Here is an 18011-nt window from a genome sequence, read left to right as displayed (position 1 = left end):
ATTCTGGGGAAGGTATACCGAAACGCCACCCCCAGACTTCTGATTTAGCCTTCCAGTGCTTCTTTCTGAATTTCAAACAGCTGATTGATAGCCGTGCGTGCCAAGCCAAGCATGCTGTCCAGTTCTGTCTGTTCGAAAGGTGCGCCTTCGGCTGTGCCCTGAATCTCGATGAAGCCGCCTTTGTCGGTCATGATGACGTTCATGTCGGTTTCGGCTTCGGAATCTTCTGGGTAGTCCAGGTCGGCAACCGGTGTGCCTTTGTAAACACCCACGGAGATAGCTGCAATCATTTGCTTCAGTGGTGATTTCTTCAAGCGCTTGGTTTCTACCAGGTGGTTCAGGGCATCTACCAGTGCTACGCAGCCGCCGGTGATGGCTGCGGTGCGGGTTCCGCCGTCGGCCTGGATCACGTCGCAGTCGATGGTGATGGTGTGCTCACCCAGAGCTTCCATGTCTACCGCGGCGCGCAGGCTGCGGCCGATCAGGCGTTGGATTTCTACGGTGCGGCCACCTTGTTTGCCTCGGGCGGCTTCACGGCCCATGCGGCTGCCGGTGGAGCGGGGCAGCATGCCGTATTCGGCGGTAATCCAGCCTTTGCCTTCGCCGCGCAGGAAGGGCGGCACTTTGTTTTCTACAGAGGCGGTGCAGATCACTTTGGTGTCTCCGAACTCAACCAGCACAGAGCCTTCGGCGTGGCGGGTGTAGTTGCGGGTGATCCGGACGTCTCTGGGTTGCTCGGGCGTTCTGCCACTTGGTCGCATAGTGTGTCCTGTTTTCTGAAGATGAATGTCCGGCGTGCGGCCGGTCGGTGTTTTGAAGGGGCGGCGAGTATAGCACGGCGGGGCGCAGGATCGGGTGAGTGGTGTCCGCTATTGGTATGGGTCGCCGCTTGCGGCAGTTGCCTGTTAAACTCGAATGATCATCGATTGGTATTGGAGCCTTTATGATTCGCAGCATGACTGCTTTTGCCCGTAAGGATGCCCGTGGTGACTGGGGCACGCTCACGTGTGAGATTCGCACGGTGAATCACCGTTATCTGGAGCCTTCGTTTCGGTTGCCAGAAGCGTTTCGTGAGCTGGAGAGCCGGTTTCGTGAGGAATTGCGCAAGGGGTTGAAGCGGGGCAAGGTGGATGTCTCCATGCGCCTGCAATCGGCTGAAAACGAGGTGCAGAGCTTCGAGATCAATGACGAAATCGCCAGTGCGGTGAATGAGGCGGCAAATCACATTAATCGAATGCTGGATAACCCCGCACACATCAGCGCTCTGGATATCTTGCGTTGGCCCGGGGTGATGTCGGTGCCCGAACAGGATTACAGTGCCGCTCAAACCGCGGCGGCTGAGCTGTTCGCAGAGACGGTGGCTGAGCTGGTGAGTGTTCGCGAGCGCGAAGGTGAGCGGTTGCGGCCGTTATTTGAGGATCGCTTGGCCACTATCAGCGAACTTGTAGCCGAGGTGCGTGAGCGTATGCCGGAATTGCTGGCGGCTCAGGAGCAAACGCTGCGGGATCGCTTTGAAAAAGCCAAGGTTGAGCTGGAGCCGGAGCGGGTTGCTCAGGAGATGGTGATGCTGGCCCAGAAGAGCGATGTTGCAGAAGAGCTGGATCGGCTGGATGCCCATGTCAGTGAGGTTCGGGAAACCTTGCAGGGCGACCAGGCGATTGGTCGCCGTTTGGATTTCCTTATGCAAGAGTTGAATCGTGAGGCCAACACGCTCAGCAGCAAGAGTTTTGATGCCGCCGTTACACGTGCTGCTGTTGATCTGAAGGTGTTGATCGAACAGATGCGCGAGCAGGTGCAAAACCTGGAGTGATTTTGGCGGCGGGGAGGCTGGCCCCGCACGTCTTTGAGGCCGGCTATTCTGCCGGCTTAACCGCTACCAGATCCGTTCGTAGATGTGTGAGTACTTTTTCGGCTGTGTTGCCGATGACTCGTGCGGCGAGCCCGGTTTTTCCTGTTGTGCCCATCACCACCATGTCTGCTTTGATTTTGTTGGCGACGCTGGGGATGACTTTCTGCGCCGGCCCGGACACGATGTGAACCTGCTCTGGCGTCAGGTGCCAGGTGTGACACAAATGCTCGATTTTTGGTGTGAGCGCTTCCTGGCGTTTCCGCTCGTGGGCGGCGGTGTCGATGATTTCCAGATCAGCTAACAATACCGATGTGTGCAGAGCGTGTACCAAGTGCAGTTCGCTGCCCATTGCTTTGGCTAAGTGCCAAGCCTGATCGATGATTCGGTTGTTTAACGCCTTTTTAACGGGTTTCTCTGTGCCGAGATCCACCGCAGCAAGAATCGGGTGGGCCTTGTTCCATTTGAGTTCGGCCAGCAGCATGACGGGTACCGGGCATGCCCGAATCAAATGCCAATCGGTTGGGGTGTATAAAAGCGTTTCTGATCGGTTTTCGGTTTTGATCACAGCGCTTACGCGTTCTTGCTGGCAATAATCAATAATCCACTGATGGATTTGCTTCTCCCACACGACACGCACATTAACCTTCAGGTCGGTGCAATCGGTAAGAGCCAGCATTTGCTCCAGCCATTTTTCCCGCATCTCAATTAAGGCCTTCTTGGCTCTTTCCTGAACCACCGGGTCGTTGGGCAGGGCATCAAGGTATTCATGCACAAACGCCACGATGTCTACGCTGGCACCCGTTGCCCGCGCGAGTTCCACGCCTCGAGAGAGTGCAATCTGGTGTTTGTGCTGAGGGTCCATGACGATCAGGAGTTTATCCATGCGCTTTATCCATCCTTTGTAAGAGAATTGAATCCATAGTATCAGCTGCCAATGGGGTGGGGTGCGGAGGTAAGTCAAACCTCGTATAATTGCGCGCTTTCTGGCCGTTTCAAAGGCCGCCAATTGATGTGCAGGAGAGGTTGAACCATGAGTCAGGCCGGTGGGCAGGGAACCCTGTTTGTGATTTCGGCGCCCTCGGGGGCAGGTAAAACCAGTCTGGTGGCGGAAATGCTCCGTGCAGATTCACTGCTGGGTGTGTCTGTGTCGCACACCACTCGCCCGATGCGTGAAGGCGAGCAGGATGGCGTGAACTATCACTTTGTCAGTCGTGAACAGTTCGAAGAAATGATCGGTCGGGGTGACTTCCTTGAGCATGCCGATGTGTTTGGAAACTATTACGGCACGTCTCAGGTGTGGGTGCGCGAAACGCTGGCTAAAGGCCAGGATGTAATTCTCGAAATCGATCAGCAGGGCGCAGCGCAGGTTCGGCGTTTGGTACCGGAGTGCGTCAGTATTTTTATTGTCCCGCCATCAGCGGAAGTCCTGCGTCAGCGCTTGGTTGGCCGAGGCACCGATGCGCCGGAAGTGATCGAGCGCCGTTTGGACGAAGCGGAAGCCGAGTGCAGTCATGCGGTCGAATTTGATTATTTGGTGGTGAACGACGATTTCGATGTGGCGCTGGACGATTTGTTGGCGATCACCCGCAGTTGCCGATTGAAAATGTCTGTTCAGCAAGCGCGCTTTGCTGATTTGCTGACAGGGCTCACCGGGGCAAACCAGTAGCCGCTGAAAGATGCACAGATAACGGTTTGCCGCTGTATACAAATTGAACCGGCAGCAGTAAACTACGCGGTCTAGTTAAAGTACTTGTTATTTTCGGGGAACATAATGGCACGAGTTACCGTTGAAGATTGTCTGGAACATGTAGATAACCGCTTCCAGCTGGTTATGCTGGCTAGCAAGCGCGCCCGCCAGATCGCCACCAAGGGTTCTGAGCCAATGGTGCCGGAAGAAAACGACAAGCCAACGGTTATCGCCTTGCGCGAAATCGCCGAAGGAAAAGTTTCTCGCAGTCTGCTTACCGAAACAGAAGAAGACTAAGCTCTAACTTCGCAGGTATACGAAGAATTACCTGTTGGAGCGCGAGAAGCATTGAAATCTGTCTCTGCGGTTTTATAGTGTAACTATAGAAGCCAGCGGGAAAGACAAGGAAGAGCCCGGATGTTCGCATTCGGGCTTTTTTGTCCCTGGCATAAAGAACTCAGTGGAGGCGCGGTGTCGGTAGAGGCAACGGTTGAAGAACTGGCTACAGAGCTCAGTTCCTATTTAGATACCAGTCGCATCAATCAGGTGCGAAGGGCCTACTATTACGCTGAGCAAGCCCACGAAGGGCAGATGCGCAAAAGTGGTGACCGCTACATTACTCACCCGCTGGCGGTCGCTCATATCCTTGCTGAACTGCGGCTGGACCATCAAAGCCTGATGGCTGCGATGCTGCACGATGTTATCGAAGATACCGGAATCCCCAAAGACGCGCTGGCGGACCAGTTTGGCGAAGATGTCGCCGAACTGGTAGACGGCGTCTCCAAACTCACCCAAATTGAGTTTCGTTCCCGGGCCGAGGCGCAAGCCGAGAATTTCCAGAAAATGACGTTGGCGATGGCTAAAGACATTCGCGTCATTCTGGTGAAGCTCGCCGACCGCTTGCACAACATGCGCACGCTCGGCCCCATGCCTTTTGAAAAACGCCAGCGTATTGCTACCGAAACACTTGATATCTACGCGCCGATTGCCAACCGCCTGGGTATGCACTCGATCTCCACCGAGTTGGAGGATTTGGGCTTTTCCTCGCTGTACCCCATGCGCTCCAAATACATCTCCAAGGCCATACAAAAGCTGCGCGGTAATCACCGGGAAATCATTGAAGATATCCGGGGTAAATTGCAGGAAAAGTTGGAAGAGCGCGGGCTGCCGGGCCGCATCATGGGCCGCGAGAAGCATTTGAACTCCATCTACAGCAAGATGAAGCTCAAACAGAAGTCGTTCCATGAAATTATGGACGTGTATGCGTTCCGTATCATCACCGACAACGAAGACGACTGCTATCGTATTCTGGGTGCCGTACACAGCCTCTACAAACCACTTCCCGGTCGATTCAAAGATTACATTGCGATGCCGAAAGCCAACGGCTATCAGTCGTTGCACACCACGCTGTTCGGCATGCACGTGAACATCGAGATTCAGATCCGCACCGAAGAGATGGAGCATATTGCTAATAACGGCATTGCGGCTCATTGGATGTACAAAACTGAAGAGCCGGGCGTGGGGAAGGTCAACCAGATGCGTGTTGATCGTTGGGTGAAAGGTTTGATGGAGATGCGGGAGCGGGCTGATGACTCCATGGAGTTTATCGAGAACGTGAAAGTGGATCTGTTCCCGGATGAGATCTACGTATTCACGCCCAAAGGGCGCATCATGGAATTGCCGCAAGGCGCCACGCCAGTGGATTTCGCTTACGCCATCCATACGGATATTGGTAATGCCACCGTTGCTTGCCGCGTGAATCGCAACCTGGCATCACTCAGTCAGCCCCTGCAAAGCGGGCAGACCTTGGAAATTATCACCGCACCCGGCGCCCGCCCGAACCCGGCGTGGCTTAGCTTTGTGACCACCGGTAAAGCGCGCAGTAGCATTCGCCACGCCTTGAAAACACGCAAGCGGGCAGAGTCTATGGCGCTGGGTAAAACGCTTCTTAAAAAGTCTTTGAATGGTTTTGATACCAAGTTGTCGGACATCACTGACGCACAGAAACAAGCGGTGGTGAATCACAATCAGGTGAACAGCTTTGACGACCTGATCAGCGATATCGGCTTGGGCAACCGCATGGCCTATCTGGTGGCTCGACAATTGGTTGCAGGCTATGAAGAGCCAGAGAAAGAGAAAATCTCCGAAGCGAAGCAAATCGAGGCCTCCGGGCCCGTGATGATTCGCGGTGCAGAAGGCATTCTGCTGAAGTTTGCGGCTTGCTGTAAGCCGATTCCAGGTGATCCCGTGGTGGGCATTATGGATTCGGGCAATGGCATGGTGATCCACACCGACACTTGTTCACGATTGCCGGAAGACGACGAGGGTCGGGCGCGGTTAACCCACCTGAAATGGGCGAAAGACATTACCGACGAGTTCTCGGTTGAACTGCGGGTTGAGCTGGAGCGCCAGCGCGGTGTGATTGCCGAAATCGCCAATGCCGTAGCCATGGCTGACGGGAACATCGAACGCATCAACGTGGAAGACCAGAATGCCCGGTTCGGCATTGTCAGTTTGGTTGTCCATGTGAACGGCCGCCGTCACCTTGCGCGGGTGATGCGACGGGTGCGCAACATCCGAGCGGTTACCCATATCAGCCGGGTGCGCTACTGATCAAGACCTTTGGCGTAGTTGACAGGCGCTACGCAGAAGGGTGACGATGGTCGTTTTTCTTCAGAGGAAACAGAAGGTCATGACGAACAAATCTGTCATTCAGACCGAGAACGCTCCAAAGGCGATCGGTACCTATTCTCAGGCAGTGAAAGCGGGCGATACCGTGTACCTGTCGGGCCAGATTCCGCTCGATCCAAATACGATGGAAGTAGTAGCCGGTGATTTCGCGGCCCAGACCCGTCAAGTGTTCGAAAACCTCAAGGCCGTGTGCGAAGCGGCCGGTGGCGAGTTGAAAGACATCGTCAAACTGAACATTTACATGACGGATCTGGCCAACTTCGCCACCGTCAACGAAGTGATGGCAACCTACTTCCAGCAGCCTTATCCGGCTCGCGCCGCTGTCGGTGTTGCAGCGCTGCCGAAGGGTGTGCCTGTAGAAATGGAAGCAGTGATGGTGCTCAGCTAAGGCTGTTGATCATCTCCCGGTACCCTGCCCGAAAATCGGGGTACCGGAATTCAAACCCGCTATCCAGCAACCGCTGGTTACTGCATCGCTTACTTCCTGCCCTGCCGCCTTTGCGTGCGTCTTCTACCGGTTCTTTACACGGTATCTGCTGCTGAACCCACGCTACGACTTCGTCCAGCCTGACCGGTTCGCAGTCTGTGACGATGTAAACATCTTCCAGGTCTTTGCCCGATAGTGCCAACTCGCTCATGTGGGTCACTGCCCGCACGGCATCTTGTTCGTGAATGCGGTTGCTGTAGGGTGCTGGCGGTTGCGGGTTCATCCGGCCCTCAAGAACTTCTTCTAAAAAGCGCTGGCGAGTGGGCCCGTAAATACCGCTGAAGCGGACAACGGTAGCGGGGTGAATGCTCTTCAAAGCGGTTTGTTCACCGTGAAGAATGTGTTTGCCGGTGAAGCGGATGGGGGCTGTGGTGCTGGATTCATCTACCCAGCCATCGTCGTTCTGGGCATAAACACTGGTGCTACTGATAAAAAACAGCCGGGTGAGAGGCTGGTCGCCAATGGCATTCAGCAAGTTTGTCAATCCGGTAACGTAGGCATCGTGGTAACCCTGTTCGTCGTACGATGACGGTGTCAGGCAATAAATAACGATGTCCAGATCTTCGGGAATCTTGCCTTCCAGAGTTTCGGGTTTGGTCAGGTCGGCGCCGATACCGGTGATGCCAGCCGGAACTTTCTCGGGGCTCCGGCGAAGACCGAAGACCTGCGCGTTGTTATCAGCCAGTGCCAGAGCCATGTCGCCGCCGAGCTTGCCGCAGCCGGCCACCAGAATTCGTGATAATTGCTTATGATTCGTCATTGCCATAGACAATTTCAATCCTTATCCTTTGGTTGATAAAGTAAGTGCAACTTCGACCTGAACAATCCGACCGGAGCCGACGATGACCCTCACCGAGTTACGATACGTTGTTACGCTTGCCCGGGAAAGGCATTTTGGCCGCGCGGCTGAGCGTTGTCACGTGAGCCAGCCCACCTTGAGCGTGGCCGTGAAGAAGCTGGAAGAAGAACTCGGTATCTCGTTATTCGAGCGCAGCAAAAGCAGCATTCGGGTGACCGAGGTCGGGCAACGGATTATTGATCAGGCCCAAAAGGTTCTGGACCAGGTGGGTGTGATCAAAGATTTGGCCCAAGATGGCAAAAATCAGCTTAATTCGCCTCTGAAAGTGGGCGCGATCTACACCATTGGCCCCTACCTGTTCCCGCATTTATTACCGGAACTGCGAAGGGCTGCGCCAGAAATGCCGCTGTTCATCGAGGAAAACTACACCGCAAATCTGCGCCAGAAACTCCGGCATTCCGAACTCGATGCCATCATCATCGCGCTGCCGTTCGATGAGCCGGAGGTGGTCACACTGCCGTTGTACGACGAGCCCTTTGTGGTGCTGCTGCCCGCCGATCATCCTCTGACAGAGAAAAGCGAGATCACCGCCGAAGAAATGGCCGAAGAACAGCTTCTGTTGCTTGGTCCCGGCCACTGTTTCCGCGATCAGGTGCTGGAATCTTGCCCGCCGTTGGTGGATGCCATAACCCGCCGGGCCGGTGAGAGTCAGCCGGGTCTGGTGACAGAAGGCAGTTCACTGGAAACGATTCGACACATGGTGGCCTCGGGCTTGGGTATTACAGTGTTGCCGTTGTCGGCAGCCACTGCAATCAAGTATCAGGAAGATATTTTGGCGGTGCGCCCGTTTGCTGCGCCGGTACCCTTCCGCACCGTGGCGTTGGCATGGCGGGTAACCTTCCCTCGGCCGAAGGCCATCGACATGCTGTCGCTGGCGGCCAGCCAGTGCCGGGTGATTGAACGGGCCAAAGCGGAAACACCCGCAGCAGTACCTAAAAACTGAGGTAAGCCATGGCGTCACTGGATGACATCTCCGTTACCGAGATCAAGGGCGTAGGAAACGCCCTGGCCGAGAAATTGGCCAAGCTGGGCATCCAGTCCATGCAAGACCTGCTGTTCCATTTGCCGCATCGCTATGAAGACCGCACAAGGGTAGTGCCGATGGGTAGCCTGCGGGTAGGCGATGTAGCCGTGGTGGAAGGGGAGGTGATGAAAACCGACCTGGTGATGGGCCGGCGCCGCAGCCTGCAGGTTACCTTGAAGGATGGCAGCGGCTTTCTGGTGCTGCGTTTCTTTCACTTCAATGCCGCCCAGAAGAACCAGCTCGGCGAAGGAACCCGGGTGCGCTGTTTTGGTGAAGTTCGCCCCGGCCGCGCGGGTTACGAGTTTTACCATCCCGAATACCAGACCAACCCGCCACCCATGCCTGACGCCAGCCAGGCCACGCTCACGCCGGTTTATCCGTTAACCGAAGGCATCCAGCAGCCCCGGGTTCGCAGCCTGTGTCAGCAAGCCCTCAAATACCTTGAACGGCACCCGATCAAAGACTGGCTGCCGGCCGAGTTGCTGGCGGATTATCAGTTACCCTGCATCACCGAAGCGGTGAAGCTGGTGCATTCGCCCCCCGCCGGCGCGCCGGTGCATCTTTTGGTGGAGGGCCGCCACCCTGCTCAGCAGCGATTGGTGATGGAAGAGTTGTTGGCGCATCAGCTCAGCTTGCTGCAAGTGCGGGAACAGATTCAGGCGAGAGAAGCTTTGCCTTTGTTGCCGACGGGCGACCTGACTGAACGCTTTCTGGAAGAACTGCCGTTCAAGCTCACCGGCGCTCAGCGCCAGGTCATGAGCGAAATCCGCCAAGACCTGAGCCAGCCGGTACCCATGCTTCGGTTGGTGCAGGGTGATGTTGGCTCGGGTAAGACTGTGGTGGCGGCACTGGCGGCCTTGCAGACACTTGGCGCGGGGGCTCAGGTTGCCTTGATGGCACCCACCGAAATACTCGCCGAACAGCACTACACGAATTTCAAAGGTTGGCTGGAACCCTTGGGTATTCCTATTGCGTGGTTGTCCGGCAAGGTCAAAGGCAAAGCGCGCCAACAGGCATTGGAAGCTGTTGCCAGTGGAGAGGCCCGGGTTGCCATAGGCACACACGCGTTGTTTCAGGACGAGGTTGCTTTTAATCGCCTGGCGCTCGTGATTGTGGATGAGCAACATCGTTTCGGCGTTCATCAGCGCCTGGCCTTGAGAGAGAAAGGGGTGGGTGGTTCACTCGCCCCGCACCAGCTGATCATGACCGCAACCCCAATACCGCGAACGCTGGCTATGAGCGCCTATGCCGACCTAGATACCTCCATCATCGATGAACTGCCGCCGGGCCGAAAGCCGATCGAAACCGTGGTGGTGCCAGACAGCCGGCGTGAAGATATCATCGAGCGGGTGCGCAGTGCCTGTCGCGAGGGCCGGCAGGCCTATTGGGTGTGCACCTTGATTGAAGAATCGGAAGCCCTGCAGTGCCAGGCCGCAGAAGTCACAGCTCAGGAACTTACAGAGCGCTTGTCGGATCTGAAAGTCGGCTTGGTACACGGCCGCCTGAAAGCTCAGGAAAAAGCGGACGTTATGGCGCAATTCAAAGACGGCGAGCTGGACCTGCTCGTTGCCACAACGGTGATTGAGGTCGGGGTGGATGTGCCTAATGCCTCGTTGATTATCATCGAAAACCCGGAACGGTTGGGGTTGGCCCAACTACACCAGCTTCGTGGCCGGGTGGGGCGCGGTGAACAGGCCAGTTTTTGTGTGTTGATGTACCACCCTCCGTTGTCGATGAATGGTAAGGCCCGACTGCAAGCGCTGAGAGACAGCCAGGATGGTTTCGTGATCGCCGAGAAAGATCTTGAGATTCGCGGTCCTGGTGAAGTACTGGGCACCCGCCAAACAGGCTTGATGCAGTTCCGTTTGGCAAACTTCGAGCGGGATAAAGGCTGGATAGAACCGATCAAAGAAATGGCGCCGAGCCTGATGAAGCAACCCAGAGTGGTAGACGCGCTGATTCGGCGGTGGTTAGGTGAAAAGATTCGTTATGGTGACGTTTGATAAGTCAGGGCTTAATAACAAGCGGCTCATGCTGTTAACAATAAAGGCCTGTTAATAAAAACGCATTAGTTGCAGAATGAATGTATAAGGATTTCTAAGTTCATGAGGAGATATTGATGGAGCTCCCGGGAGTAGTTCAGCAGGCGCTAGGAGAGAGCGCCGTGGATGTGTCGTTGCACAGTGTGGGGCCGGTAAAACCCAAGCACATGCTGCGGATGGTTCTTTTGACGGACAGTGAAGGGAACCTGCAAGCAATTCTTCGGCGCGACGACATGCTTGATCTGGAGACGCTGAACAAGATTCTGGGCCGTGACTTGAAGTTAATGCAGCGCACAGAGCAAGTGCGGGTGCGCCAGAGAGCAGGCTTGCAGGAGTTGCCCGCACTACCATCACTGACCGGCTGGCCTACGATATTGGATCGCAGGGTAGATGACCTGGAATCCATTGCTCTTGAACTGGTAGAGCAGAACCTGGCGGTCACTATGCCCTTGGAGGACTTTCAGAAACTCACGGCCAAGGCCGACCGAAACAGTTTCGCTCTCGATGCTCAATCGATATCCGTTAACCTCAACAACGGCCAAAACGACCGGGACGAGCTGCACAACGCCCTGAAAAAATTCACGGGCCGCAGAATTCAGCAGCGCCTTGAAGACACACTGGAACTCCCTCCGCTACCTGAAACCGCCCAGCGCATTATTCACTTGCGGGTGAACCCCAATGCCGTGATGGGGGATTTGGTGGATATCGTTGAAAGCGATCCCAGCCTAGCCGCACAAGTAGTGAGTTGGGCGTCATCGTCGTTCTATGCGGCCGCGGGGCAGGTGCGCTCGGTTCACGATGCTGTGTCGCGCGTGCTGGGTTTCGATTTGGTGATGAACCTTGCCATGGGCTTATCGCTCGGGCGCGCACTCAACGAACCGCAAGACCACCCGGATGGCTACGTAGACTACTGGCAGCAGGCTATATGGCAGGCCCAGTCGGCGGGCATTTTGGCAAGCATGATGCCTAGGGGCCAGCGGCCTCTGTTCGGGTTGGCTTACCTCTCTGGTTTACTGCACAACTTTGGCCACTTGGTGTTAGCACAAGTGTTCCCGCCGCATTTCAAACTGGTGTGCCGTTCGCTGGAGGTGAACCCGAATATCGATTCCAGTGTCATCGAACACCATTTGCTGGGTATTACCCGCGAACAGATTGCCGCGACCTTAATGGAAAACTGGGGTATGCCGGAAGAAGTGGTCATGGGCATTCGGTACCAGAAAAATCCGGGCTACGACGGCGAACATCATGTATACGCTCGCTTGCTTTGGTTGGGGCGCCAGCTTTTAACCGCGCGGGGCGTTGCTCTCGGGGCGGGTGAGCCGTTAAGTGATGAAGTGTTTGACGAGCTGGGATTGGACCGTGAAAAAGTTGAAAGCCGGTTTGATGAGCTGATCGAGAACAAAGACAGCGTGATGGCAATGGCGGGAATGATGTCGCCTAACTGAATAAAAAAGCCGGCCCGCAGGGGCCGGCAATGTTGTCCGCAAATTGCAGAGTCCGTCTCACTAATCAGGAGAAAACAAGGACAGGGCCTCGAGCGAAGTGACAAATTCCGTGGCCCTGCTTTAAAGTTAGCCAAAGCTGGGTAAAAGGAAAGGCGTGGCCGCGGAAAATAGAATGTGACGCAATTCTCATTTTTGTTGTTTGCTTGAAGGTGTTGAATTGCATACCTAAACCCCCAGCAACCTCCCGCGACTGGTTACAAATCATTACAAAGCCAGCGGGTCATTCGAAACGAACGTGACGAATAGCGCTCGCCGCTTGGCGAATTTGCTCCGCATACTCCTTCTCTATGGCAAACCGTTCAACATCCATCTGTTGCACCATTTCGGTGTCTGCAGCCTTTCGTGCTCGGTGCGTGGGCATGTGTTCCAGTTTTTCATGCACCACTTGAAACACGTTGTAGGGCTCCTGTGACAGCAGTTCCGGCGCAACGTATTCGAGTAACCCCTTCAAGCGCAAACAAGCCTCGGAGTACTCAACCTGCTCTTCCTCCACGGCAACGGCAATAATCCGGATGCTCTCCACCATTTCTTCCTTACGCTTGGCCTGAAATTCTTCGGCTTTTTTCTGACGCAAGCGCTCTTCATTGAGCAAACGCGACTGTCGCCAGATATAAAACAACAGCAGCCCGATAACCACCAAGCCGATAACAATGAACGTTAACTGAAGCCCTCTGGGCATTTGCGATCTCCCTGGTACATAGGATGTTGTCTGAGTTGTTCAGACTTATTTTAAGTAGAGGGTAGTTTGCCAGAGATTGGGGCAGGGTGCTTGCGAGGTTGTGGAAGGGAAAATAAAAAGGCCAGCCCGGGTGGGCTGGCCTGATAAGAATAGGACCTAAATTACTGCTGAGCGGGTAGGTCCTTTACTGGGTTAGTTATGAAGTTTAGATAGGTTCCGCCAACCGGAATCTGTAACGGAAGATTGATGGTAACCAAGCCTGCGCCCTCAACCCCAAGAGCATTGGCTTTGACGTTAATATCCACGAGGTTGCTGTTGTATTGTTCGATCTGCATCCGGCCATCGTCAAAGAACGTTACATCACCTTCTAGTTCAAAGAAGAACGGCTTGGCATAAAGATCATGAGTGCCACCCAAGGGAATCTCCATGTCTGGCCCATCCAGCATTAGCTCGGCTTTCGTTTTAAATACTGGTTGTCCGTTTTCTCCCTCAACAATTACACCGCGTATCAGCTGGTTGCGACTGCAATTAGCTGATCCCGCGCAGCTTGGATCTTCCGAGTAACGCATTCTGATAACTTGCGTATTCGTAATAGACTCTTCCATAAGAGGGATGAACCCTAAAGCTTTGAGTTCGACGAACACACTTACTGAAGTCGTGGCAAGCATGGTGGGGTAGAGGTCTACCAAAATGCCTTCCTCGCCAGTTGGCTCATAGACTCCAGGACCTATTACTTCCGTATTTAGCGCGTATGTCTGGTAGATGAACTTGTTTTTAGGGCAACGTTGATCTGTTTCACAGCCTACGCGGGCGTCAGCTTTGCTCGCAACCAGTCCCGGGGTGGCGGACGCCTGATTGTTTCTAACTTGTAGCTTTGTTGTGTTGGCCGCCGGAGCCCAGCCTTCTGTATCACTTCCCTCATGATTGAAAGGTTCAAGGCAGTTAGCATCATCGTTAGAGCTACAATCAATGCGGAAGTTTGCATTTGTGTCTCGAATCGGTAGGTTGCGAAGCGCAGTAAATACCGAAGTCTGTGACTTAACGCCTTCGAAGTAAATTTTTAGTGACTGATCGTGTTGCTCTCCATTACCCCAGCCAGAGTTCAGACCTTCTAACAGATCGGCTTTTAGTGGGTATCCGTTCTCTCCGCATATGGATTCAGGTTTCTCAGCGTCACAATATAGAGAGTATGCAGAATCTTCGGTTGAATCTGCGCCTCTCTTGGACACCATTGTGTACTGATAAAATGCGTTCGCTTTCCAGGGCTGGTCGGGATAGAAACGGATTCGTTGGTTATTTTTCTCTAAACGCCCCGTTACAGCACTAATTTTTTCCCCATCAGTATCGACCTCTTCAACAATAAATGTTTCGTTCAGGCGAATTGAGTTCAAATCCATGGGTTGTGAAAACACAACCGTAATTGGACGATCTTCGGGCAATTTGCTGACGGGAAGGACATCCCCAGCGTTGTCTTTTGCGGTCCAACATTTCCCTAACACCCCATTTTCAAGGTCCATCTGAGAGAAATCTGTCTCACAAGGGAAGCCTGGATAAGTTGTCAGCGCCAAAGGCGGTGCACTCGTCAGAGCTCCACGCTCGCCATCAAGGCTGAATGACAGGTCATCTTCGACACTTGCGTAAGTATTGCCCGCTAGGTCCGTCAAGGCCGTTGCGGATACTTTATATTGAACGCCGGCCTTTAAACCTCCATCTGGGTTTAATGTTAATGCCGTTCCATCGAGCGCTGTGTTGAGTTTCCCATTGGCAGGGCTTAGTTCTTGGCCATCTGCGTAGAGCTTCACACCGTTTGCGATTGAATCTGGATCCAGAGGCTCATCAAAAAACAGAATCACTGGGTCGCCGGGGCGCTGCATCGACTGGCGCGTAGATGGGTTGGCATTCTCTGCGCCAGGCATCCAGCTCAGCAATTGAGGCGGAGTGTTGTCTATCTCACGTAACACTTCAGCATCCAGCACCGAATCTACATCTGTGGCAGCTTGCAGATGGAACGCGATAGTGGAATCGGTGACTTCTTGACCGAGTAGGTTGGGCTCAACCATGCCGATCGCATCGATTGTCAGAACACCGTCCTGAACAAGTGCAATGCCGCGCAGTTCCACGCCCATTAGGTCCTGAGACAGGCCAGCGTTCGGCATGGCTTCTGCGGTGTTCATGGATACGTCCATAAACAGAGTGATGTGCCGCGGTGCGTTGATGTCGTCGGTATAAGCATTTGGGCTCATGTAACCGGAAGCATCAGATAGCATGGTCACTTTGATCGTGCCTGTTTCCTGATTGCTGGCATCATCAATGTTCAGTACTTGTACTTTGCCGCCAACCTTAATGTTGAGGCTGGTGCTTTCCAGTACGCTGCCCTTGGGGATACGCAGGGGCAGAGCTTCGTCGGCTTTAAACGAAGGAGCATACGCCAGTTCAGCAAACAATGATCCAGTCTGCTGAGAAGTGTCGGTAACGCCCTGCAACACAGAGTTCAGTACAACGCCATTAATGGCTTGACCGTTCAACACTGAGGTAAGGTTGCCGCCATTAGAATCTACCGCTTGCTGTTCCAGCAGCACCGTCGGGCCAGTGGCGCGAGGAGTGAAGTTGAACGACTTGCTCAAGCGAGCACCGTCCGGGCCGTTGGTCAGGCTGGCTAGGTTGTTCAGCTTGAGCGTGTATTCTTGGCCGGCATTCAGGATGTCGTCTTTGCTGCCGCAGGCCTTCGGGTCTTCGGTGACGCAGGGGTCAACGGTGACGCGGTTGCCCTTCACCAACACGGTGGCGGGGACAGCAGTGCCGTTTTTGTCCAGAAGCTCAATGGAGCCACCGTGCTTTTGCCACTCCGGGTGAACCGGGTGTGTCAAAGCAAGACGGAAAGTAGAGAAGTTCGCTGCTTCGAAGGCAGTGCCGTTGGCCGGTACTTGCCAGGCTACAGCGAAGTCGTCAGAGGTTTGCGCCAACTTAGCAACGCCGCTGAATTCGCCGCGAGTATCGAATTGGATACCCGGTTCGCCTACCGCGTTTGGCGTGTCGATTTCACGACCGCCTTCAGTCAACAGAGGCTCGTTGAAGGTGATTGAGTATGTCTCGCGGCTGGCAAGCGTTTGCCCTTCGGCAATCTCGAGCTTGAGGCTTTTTCCGCCATCAATCTTGGTGACGGTAAACGCCGGGCTGCCAGCGCTCGATTCGACCTGAATCTTTTGAGCAAGCGTTGCATCATCATCCGCAATGGCATGGGAAAAGCGGAGTACGATATCCGCTTTCGGGCTTACATCCGCCTGGCCGTCCATCGGGTAGGAATACACCAGCGACACGGACTGATTGCTATCCTTGACGCTCTGCTTGATGTCTTGCTCATCACTGCCGCCACATGCTGCAAGCAGCATGGCGGGAATCAGTGCTAACGTTTTAAATTGTTTCATGACCTGCTTCTCCTCAGAACTTCAGGGTGATGGAGCCGCTGATTACATGGATATCACCGTCGGCAGTAACGTTGGTTTCGTTACCGTCATAGTCGACCAAGGTGAAGTCCCGCTCTTGTAGTTGTTGGTACTGGTAGCCGAGATCCAGGCGTACCGGGAAGGCTAGCAGTCGTGTGCGGTTGTAAGTGGCGCTCACACCCAAGCCAACGATGATCTTGTCGGTGTCCAGGTAGTTGAGTTCCGGGTTTCGGGTGGTCTTAAGGGGAGACTCTTCGTATGCAATACCACCGCGAACCGCAAAGTTCTCGTTCAGCTGGTACTCAGCACCCACGCGAGGTACGAGGATGTCGTCGAAACCGATGCGGTTGCCAGCCGAGACTGACTCTTGGTCTTTGATGCTATCTCTTGAAAACTCGTCTTCTAGCTCAGACCAATTCTGCTGTTCGATGCTGCCGCCTACACGCCATCCGTCGCCCGCATATTGAGTGCCGAGCACAATGGTTTCAGGCTGGAATGAGTCGATGGTGGCTACGGTCAGGCTGAGGCCGGGGTCCGGAATGGTCTGGGTAACAATGATGTTGGAACCGACAGACGTTTTCGCTGAAGACTTGGTGCGGTAAGTCAGCGCTGCTTCCCAGCCGTCCAGGAAGCAATCATCTTTACTGCAGAAAGTGCTGCCAAAGTCGATGTTGGTGCCGAGAATAGTTTTCAGAGTTGGCTCAGCATTAACAGCCAATCTCTCGCGACTGGTTTCGCCGCCCAAGGTGGACACTGCATCCAGCTGTGCTGCCGCTTCCAGTGTGATTCGTACCGAGGCACCGGCAGAAATACCACGCCAAATCGGAGTCGCACCGCCAACGTTCAGGAACAGCGGCTCTTTACCGTTTTGAAGGTACTGTCCTGTTTCTGAGGTTTCTGATTTAAAGGCCAGCATTTCCTTGCCGTACTTTTCCACACCCGCGATGAAGCCCAGATAAATAGGGTGCTTGAAACGGGTCAGTGAACCCAAGTTGGTCTTCATGCCGATCAGCACGTGCTGGCTTGGCGAGCTGGAAACCACATCTCCATTGGCATTGGGGTTGTCTGAGCGAAGTTCCTGCTCGGCGTGCAGGATACCGGAGGTCAGTTCGCCACGGGAGTCTCGAGTAAGAGATGCCGGGTTGTAGTAAGTCGCCGAAACTTGGTCGTTAAACATGGACAGTGATTGAGCGGTGGCAACGTCAATCGGCATCACGCCGTAGGTGGTGCCAAGGTTGCCCATGCTCGCAGTCGCTGACATGGAAAGGGTGGCGGATACAGCTGCAACAGCAAGGGTCGTTGCCCGTACGGAAAATCGGGAAGGAAGAACCATTAATACACTCCGTTCGCTCTTTGTTGTTGTGTACAGCCCCGGCGAGTGCGCAAGGATACTGGTACGATTGGTCAAGGCGCAGTGTAGGACACTTGTCACTTTAGGACGTTGGCATTTTTGACAGTGTGTTATGTCTGTAATACCACGTATGAACAGTATGCGGCGTAACCAGTACGACTAATAGGTAGGAAAGGAGACAGAGTGTGTTGTTTTTGTTGCAGAATGTTGCAAGCGGGGGAAGCCCAGAAACAACAAAACCCGCAGCGAGGCGGGTTAAGTCATTAAATCTTATGGTGGGCCCACCTGGACTCGAACCAGGGACCAAAGGATTATGAGTCCTCTGCTCTAACCAACTGAGCTATAGGCCCGATAACAAAAGCGGGCGCCATTATACCCGTGAGGGTTGGCGCCC

General features: G+C 54.4%; 14 protein-coding genes and 1 tRNA gene. 8 read left to right on the top strand and 7 right to left on the bottom strand.

Going from position 1 to position 18011, the window contains the following annotated elements; genetic code table 11:
• Positions 1-44 precede the first annotated feature (44 nt).
• Positions 45-761, bottom strand: a complete 717-nt coding sequence (rph, locus tag DOQ08_RS10015) for a ribonuclease PH (protein WP_114334799.1) — start codon at positions 759-761, stop codon at positions 45-47.
• 182 nt (positions 762-943) lie between these two features.
• Here rph and DOQ08_RS10010 point away from each other — a divergent pair, with 182 nt between their 5' ends.
• A complete protein-coding gene (locus tag DOQ08_RS10010; protein ID WP_114334798.1) occupies positions 944-1810 on the top strand; it encodes a YicC/YloC family endoribonuclease in 867 nt (288 codons plus the stop codon).
• A 43-nt stretch (positions 1811-1853) separates the two neighbouring features.
• Here the strand turns inward: DOQ08_RS10010 and DOQ08_RS10005 are convergent, their stop codons facing one another.
• On the bottom strand, positions 1854-2732 hold the full coding sequence (locus tag DOQ08_RS10005; RefSeq protein WP_114334797.1) for a universal stress protein: 879 nt from the start codon (positions 2730-2732) through the stop codon (positions 1854-1856).
• Positions 2733-2879: 147 nt separating this feature from the next.
• On the opposite strand from DOQ08_RS10005, the gene gmk reads away from it, so the two are divergent.
• The 4 genes from gmk to DOQ08_RS09985 all read left to right on the top strand — a co-directional run bounded on the left by gmk (position 2880) and on the right by DOQ08_RS09985 (position 6615).
• Complete coding sequence (gene gmk / locus DOQ08_RS10000) at positions 2880-3515, top strand: guanylate kinase (protein WP_114334796.1); 636 nt, start codon at positions 2880-2882, stop codon at positions 3513-3515.
• Positions 3516-3620: 105 nt separating this feature from the next.
• The gene (gene rpoZ, locus DOQ08_RS09995; RefSeq protein ID WP_114334795.1) at positions 3621-3833 is read left to right on the top strand and encodes a DNA-directed RNA polymerase subunit omega; all 213 of its coding nucleotides are present in this window, start codon (positions 3621-3623) and stop codon (positions 3831-3833) included.
• Between the two features lie 174 nt (positions 3834-4007).
• Positions 4008-6149 (top strand): RelA/SpoT family protein, encoded by a 2142-nt coding sequence (locus tag DOQ08_RS09990; protein ID WP_114335467.1) that lies wholly within the window; start codon positions 4008-4010, stop codon positions 6147-6149.
• A 79-nt stretch (positions 6150-6228) separates the two neighbouring features.
• On the top strand, positions 6229-6615 hold the full coding sequence (locus DOQ08_RS09985; RefSeq protein ID WP_114334794.1) for a RidA family protein: 387 nt from the start codon (positions 6229-6231) through the stop codon (positions 6613-6615).
• Here DOQ08_RS09985 and DOQ08_RS09980 read toward each other — a convergent pair.
• Complete coding sequence (locus DOQ08_RS09980) at positions 6608-7480, bottom strand: NAD-dependent epimerase/dehydratase family protein (protein WP_114334793.1); 873 nt, start codon at positions 7478-7480, stop codon at positions 6608-6610. The two genes, DOQ08_RS09985 and DOQ08_RS09980, sit on opposite strands and share 8 nt — an antisense overlap.
• A 76-nt stretch (positions 7481-7556) precedes the next feature.
• Here DOQ08_RS09980 and DOQ08_RS09975 point away from each other — a divergent pair, with 76 nt between their 5' ends.
• The 3 genes from DOQ08_RS09975 (at position 7557) to DOQ08_RS09965 (ending at position 12084) form a co-directional block, all read left to right on the top strand.
• Positions 7557-8516 carry a hydrogen peroxide-inducible genes activator gene (locus tag DOQ08_RS09975; RefSeq protein WP_114334792.1) on the top strand — a complete coding sequence of 320 codons (960 nt, stop codon included), beginning with the start codon at positions 7557-7559 and terminating at the stop codon, positions 8514-8516.
• Positions 8517-8524: 8 nt separating this feature from the next.
• A complete protein-coding gene (gene recG / locus DOQ08_RS09970) occupies positions 8525-10600 on the top strand; it encodes an ATP-dependent DNA helicase RecG (protein ID WP_114334791.1) in 2076 nt (691 codons plus the stop codon).
• A gap of 116 nt (positions 10601-10716) precedes the next feature.
• Positions 10717-12084 (top strand): HDOD domain-containing protein, encoded by a 1368-nt coding sequence (locus DOQ08_RS09965; RefSeq protein WP_114334790.1) that lies wholly within the window; start codon positions 10717-10719, stop codon positions 12082-12084.
• A 280-nt stretch (positions 12085-12364) separates the two neighbouring features.
• Here DOQ08_RS09965 and DOQ08_RS09960 read toward each other — a convergent pair whose 3' ends face one another.
• The 4 genes from DOQ08_RS09960 to DOQ08_RS09945 all read right to left on the bottom strand — a co-directional run bounded on the left by DOQ08_RS09960 (position 12365) and on the right by DOQ08_RS09945 (position 17967).
• Positions 12365-12823, bottom strand: a complete 459-nt coding sequence (locus DOQ08_RS09960; protein WP_114334789.1) for a DUF2489 domain-containing protein — start codon at positions 12821-12823, stop codon at positions 12365-12367.
• A 161-nt stretch (positions 12824-12984) separates the two neighbouring features.
• Positions 12985-16248, bottom strand: coding sequence for an Ig-like domain-containing protein (locus DOQ08_RS09955; RefSeq protein ID WP_114334788.1), 3264 nt, complete (start codon positions 16246-16248; stop codon positions 12985-12987).
• A 13-nt stretch (positions 16249-16261) separates the two neighbouring features.
• Positions 16262-17599 (bottom strand): alkane uptake protein AupA, encoded by a 1338-nt coding sequence (gene aupA / locus DOQ08_RS09950; RefSeq protein ID WP_114334787.1) that lies wholly within the window; start codon positions 17597-17599, stop codon positions 16262-16264.
• A 291-nt stretch (positions 17600-17890) separates the two neighbouring features.
• Positions 17891-17967 (bottom strand) — tRNA-Ile (locus tag DOQ08_RS09945).
• Positions 17968-18011: the final 44 nt, after the last annotated feature.

The organism is Marinobacter litoralis (assembly GCF_003336705.1).
Taxonomy (GTDB): domain Bacteria; phylum Pseudomonadota; class Gammaproteobacteria; order Pseudomonadales; family Oleiphilaceae; genus Marinobacter; species Marinobacter litoralis.
This window is presented reverse-complemented; position numbering and strand designations above follow the sequence as displayed.

Coding starts and splice junctions, on each gene's coding strand:
- DOQ08_RS10010 (WP_114334798.1), top strand. CDS start 944: ATGATTCGCAGCATGACTGCTTTTGCCCGTAAGGATGCCCGTGGTGAC.
- DOQ08_RS09975 (WP_114334792.1), top strand. CDS start 7,557: ATGACCCTCACCGAGTTACGATACGTTGTTACGCTTGCCCGGGAAAGG.
- DOQ08_RS09985 (WP_114334794.1), top strand. CDS start 6,229: ATGACGAACAAATCTGTCATTCAGACCGAGAACGCTCCAAAGGCGATC.
- recG (WP_114334791.1), top strand. CDS start 8,525: ATGGCGTCACTGGATGACATCTCCGTTACCGAGATCAAGGGCGTAGGA.
- DOQ08_RS09955 (WP_114334788.1), bottom strand. CDS start 16,248: ATGAAACAATTTAAAACGTTAGCACTGATTCCCGCCATGCTGCTTGCA.
- rpoZ (WP_114334795.1), top strand. CDS start 3,621: ATGGCACGAGTTACCGTTGAAGATTGTCTGGAACATGTAGATAACCGC.
- aupA (WP_114334787.1), bottom strand. CDS start 17,599: ATGGTTCTTCCTTCCCGATTTTCCGTACGGGCAACGACCCTTGCTGTT.
- gmk (WP_114334796.1), top strand. CDS start 2,880: ATGAGTCAGGCCGGTGGGCAGGGAACCCTGTTTGTGATTTCGGCGCCC.
- DOQ08_RS09960 (WP_114334789.1), bottom strand. CDS start 12,823: ATGCCCAGAGGGCTTCAGTTAACGTTCATTGTTATCGGCTTGGTGGTT.
- DOQ08_RS10005 (WP_114334797.1), bottom strand. CDS start 2,732: ATGGATAAACTCCTGATCGTCATGGACCCTCAGCACAAACACCAGATT.
- DOQ08_RS09965 (WP_114334790.1), top strand. CDS start 10,717: ATGGAGCTCCCGGGAGTAGTTCAGCAGGCGCTAGGAGAGAGCGCCGTG.
- rph (WP_114334799.1), bottom strand. CDS start 761: ATGCGACCAAGTGGCAGAACGCCCGAGCAACCCAGAGACGTCCGGATC.
- DOQ08_RS09980 (WP_114334793.1), bottom strand. CDS start 7,480: ATGGCAATGACGAATCATAAGCAATTATCACGAATTCTGGTGGCCGGC.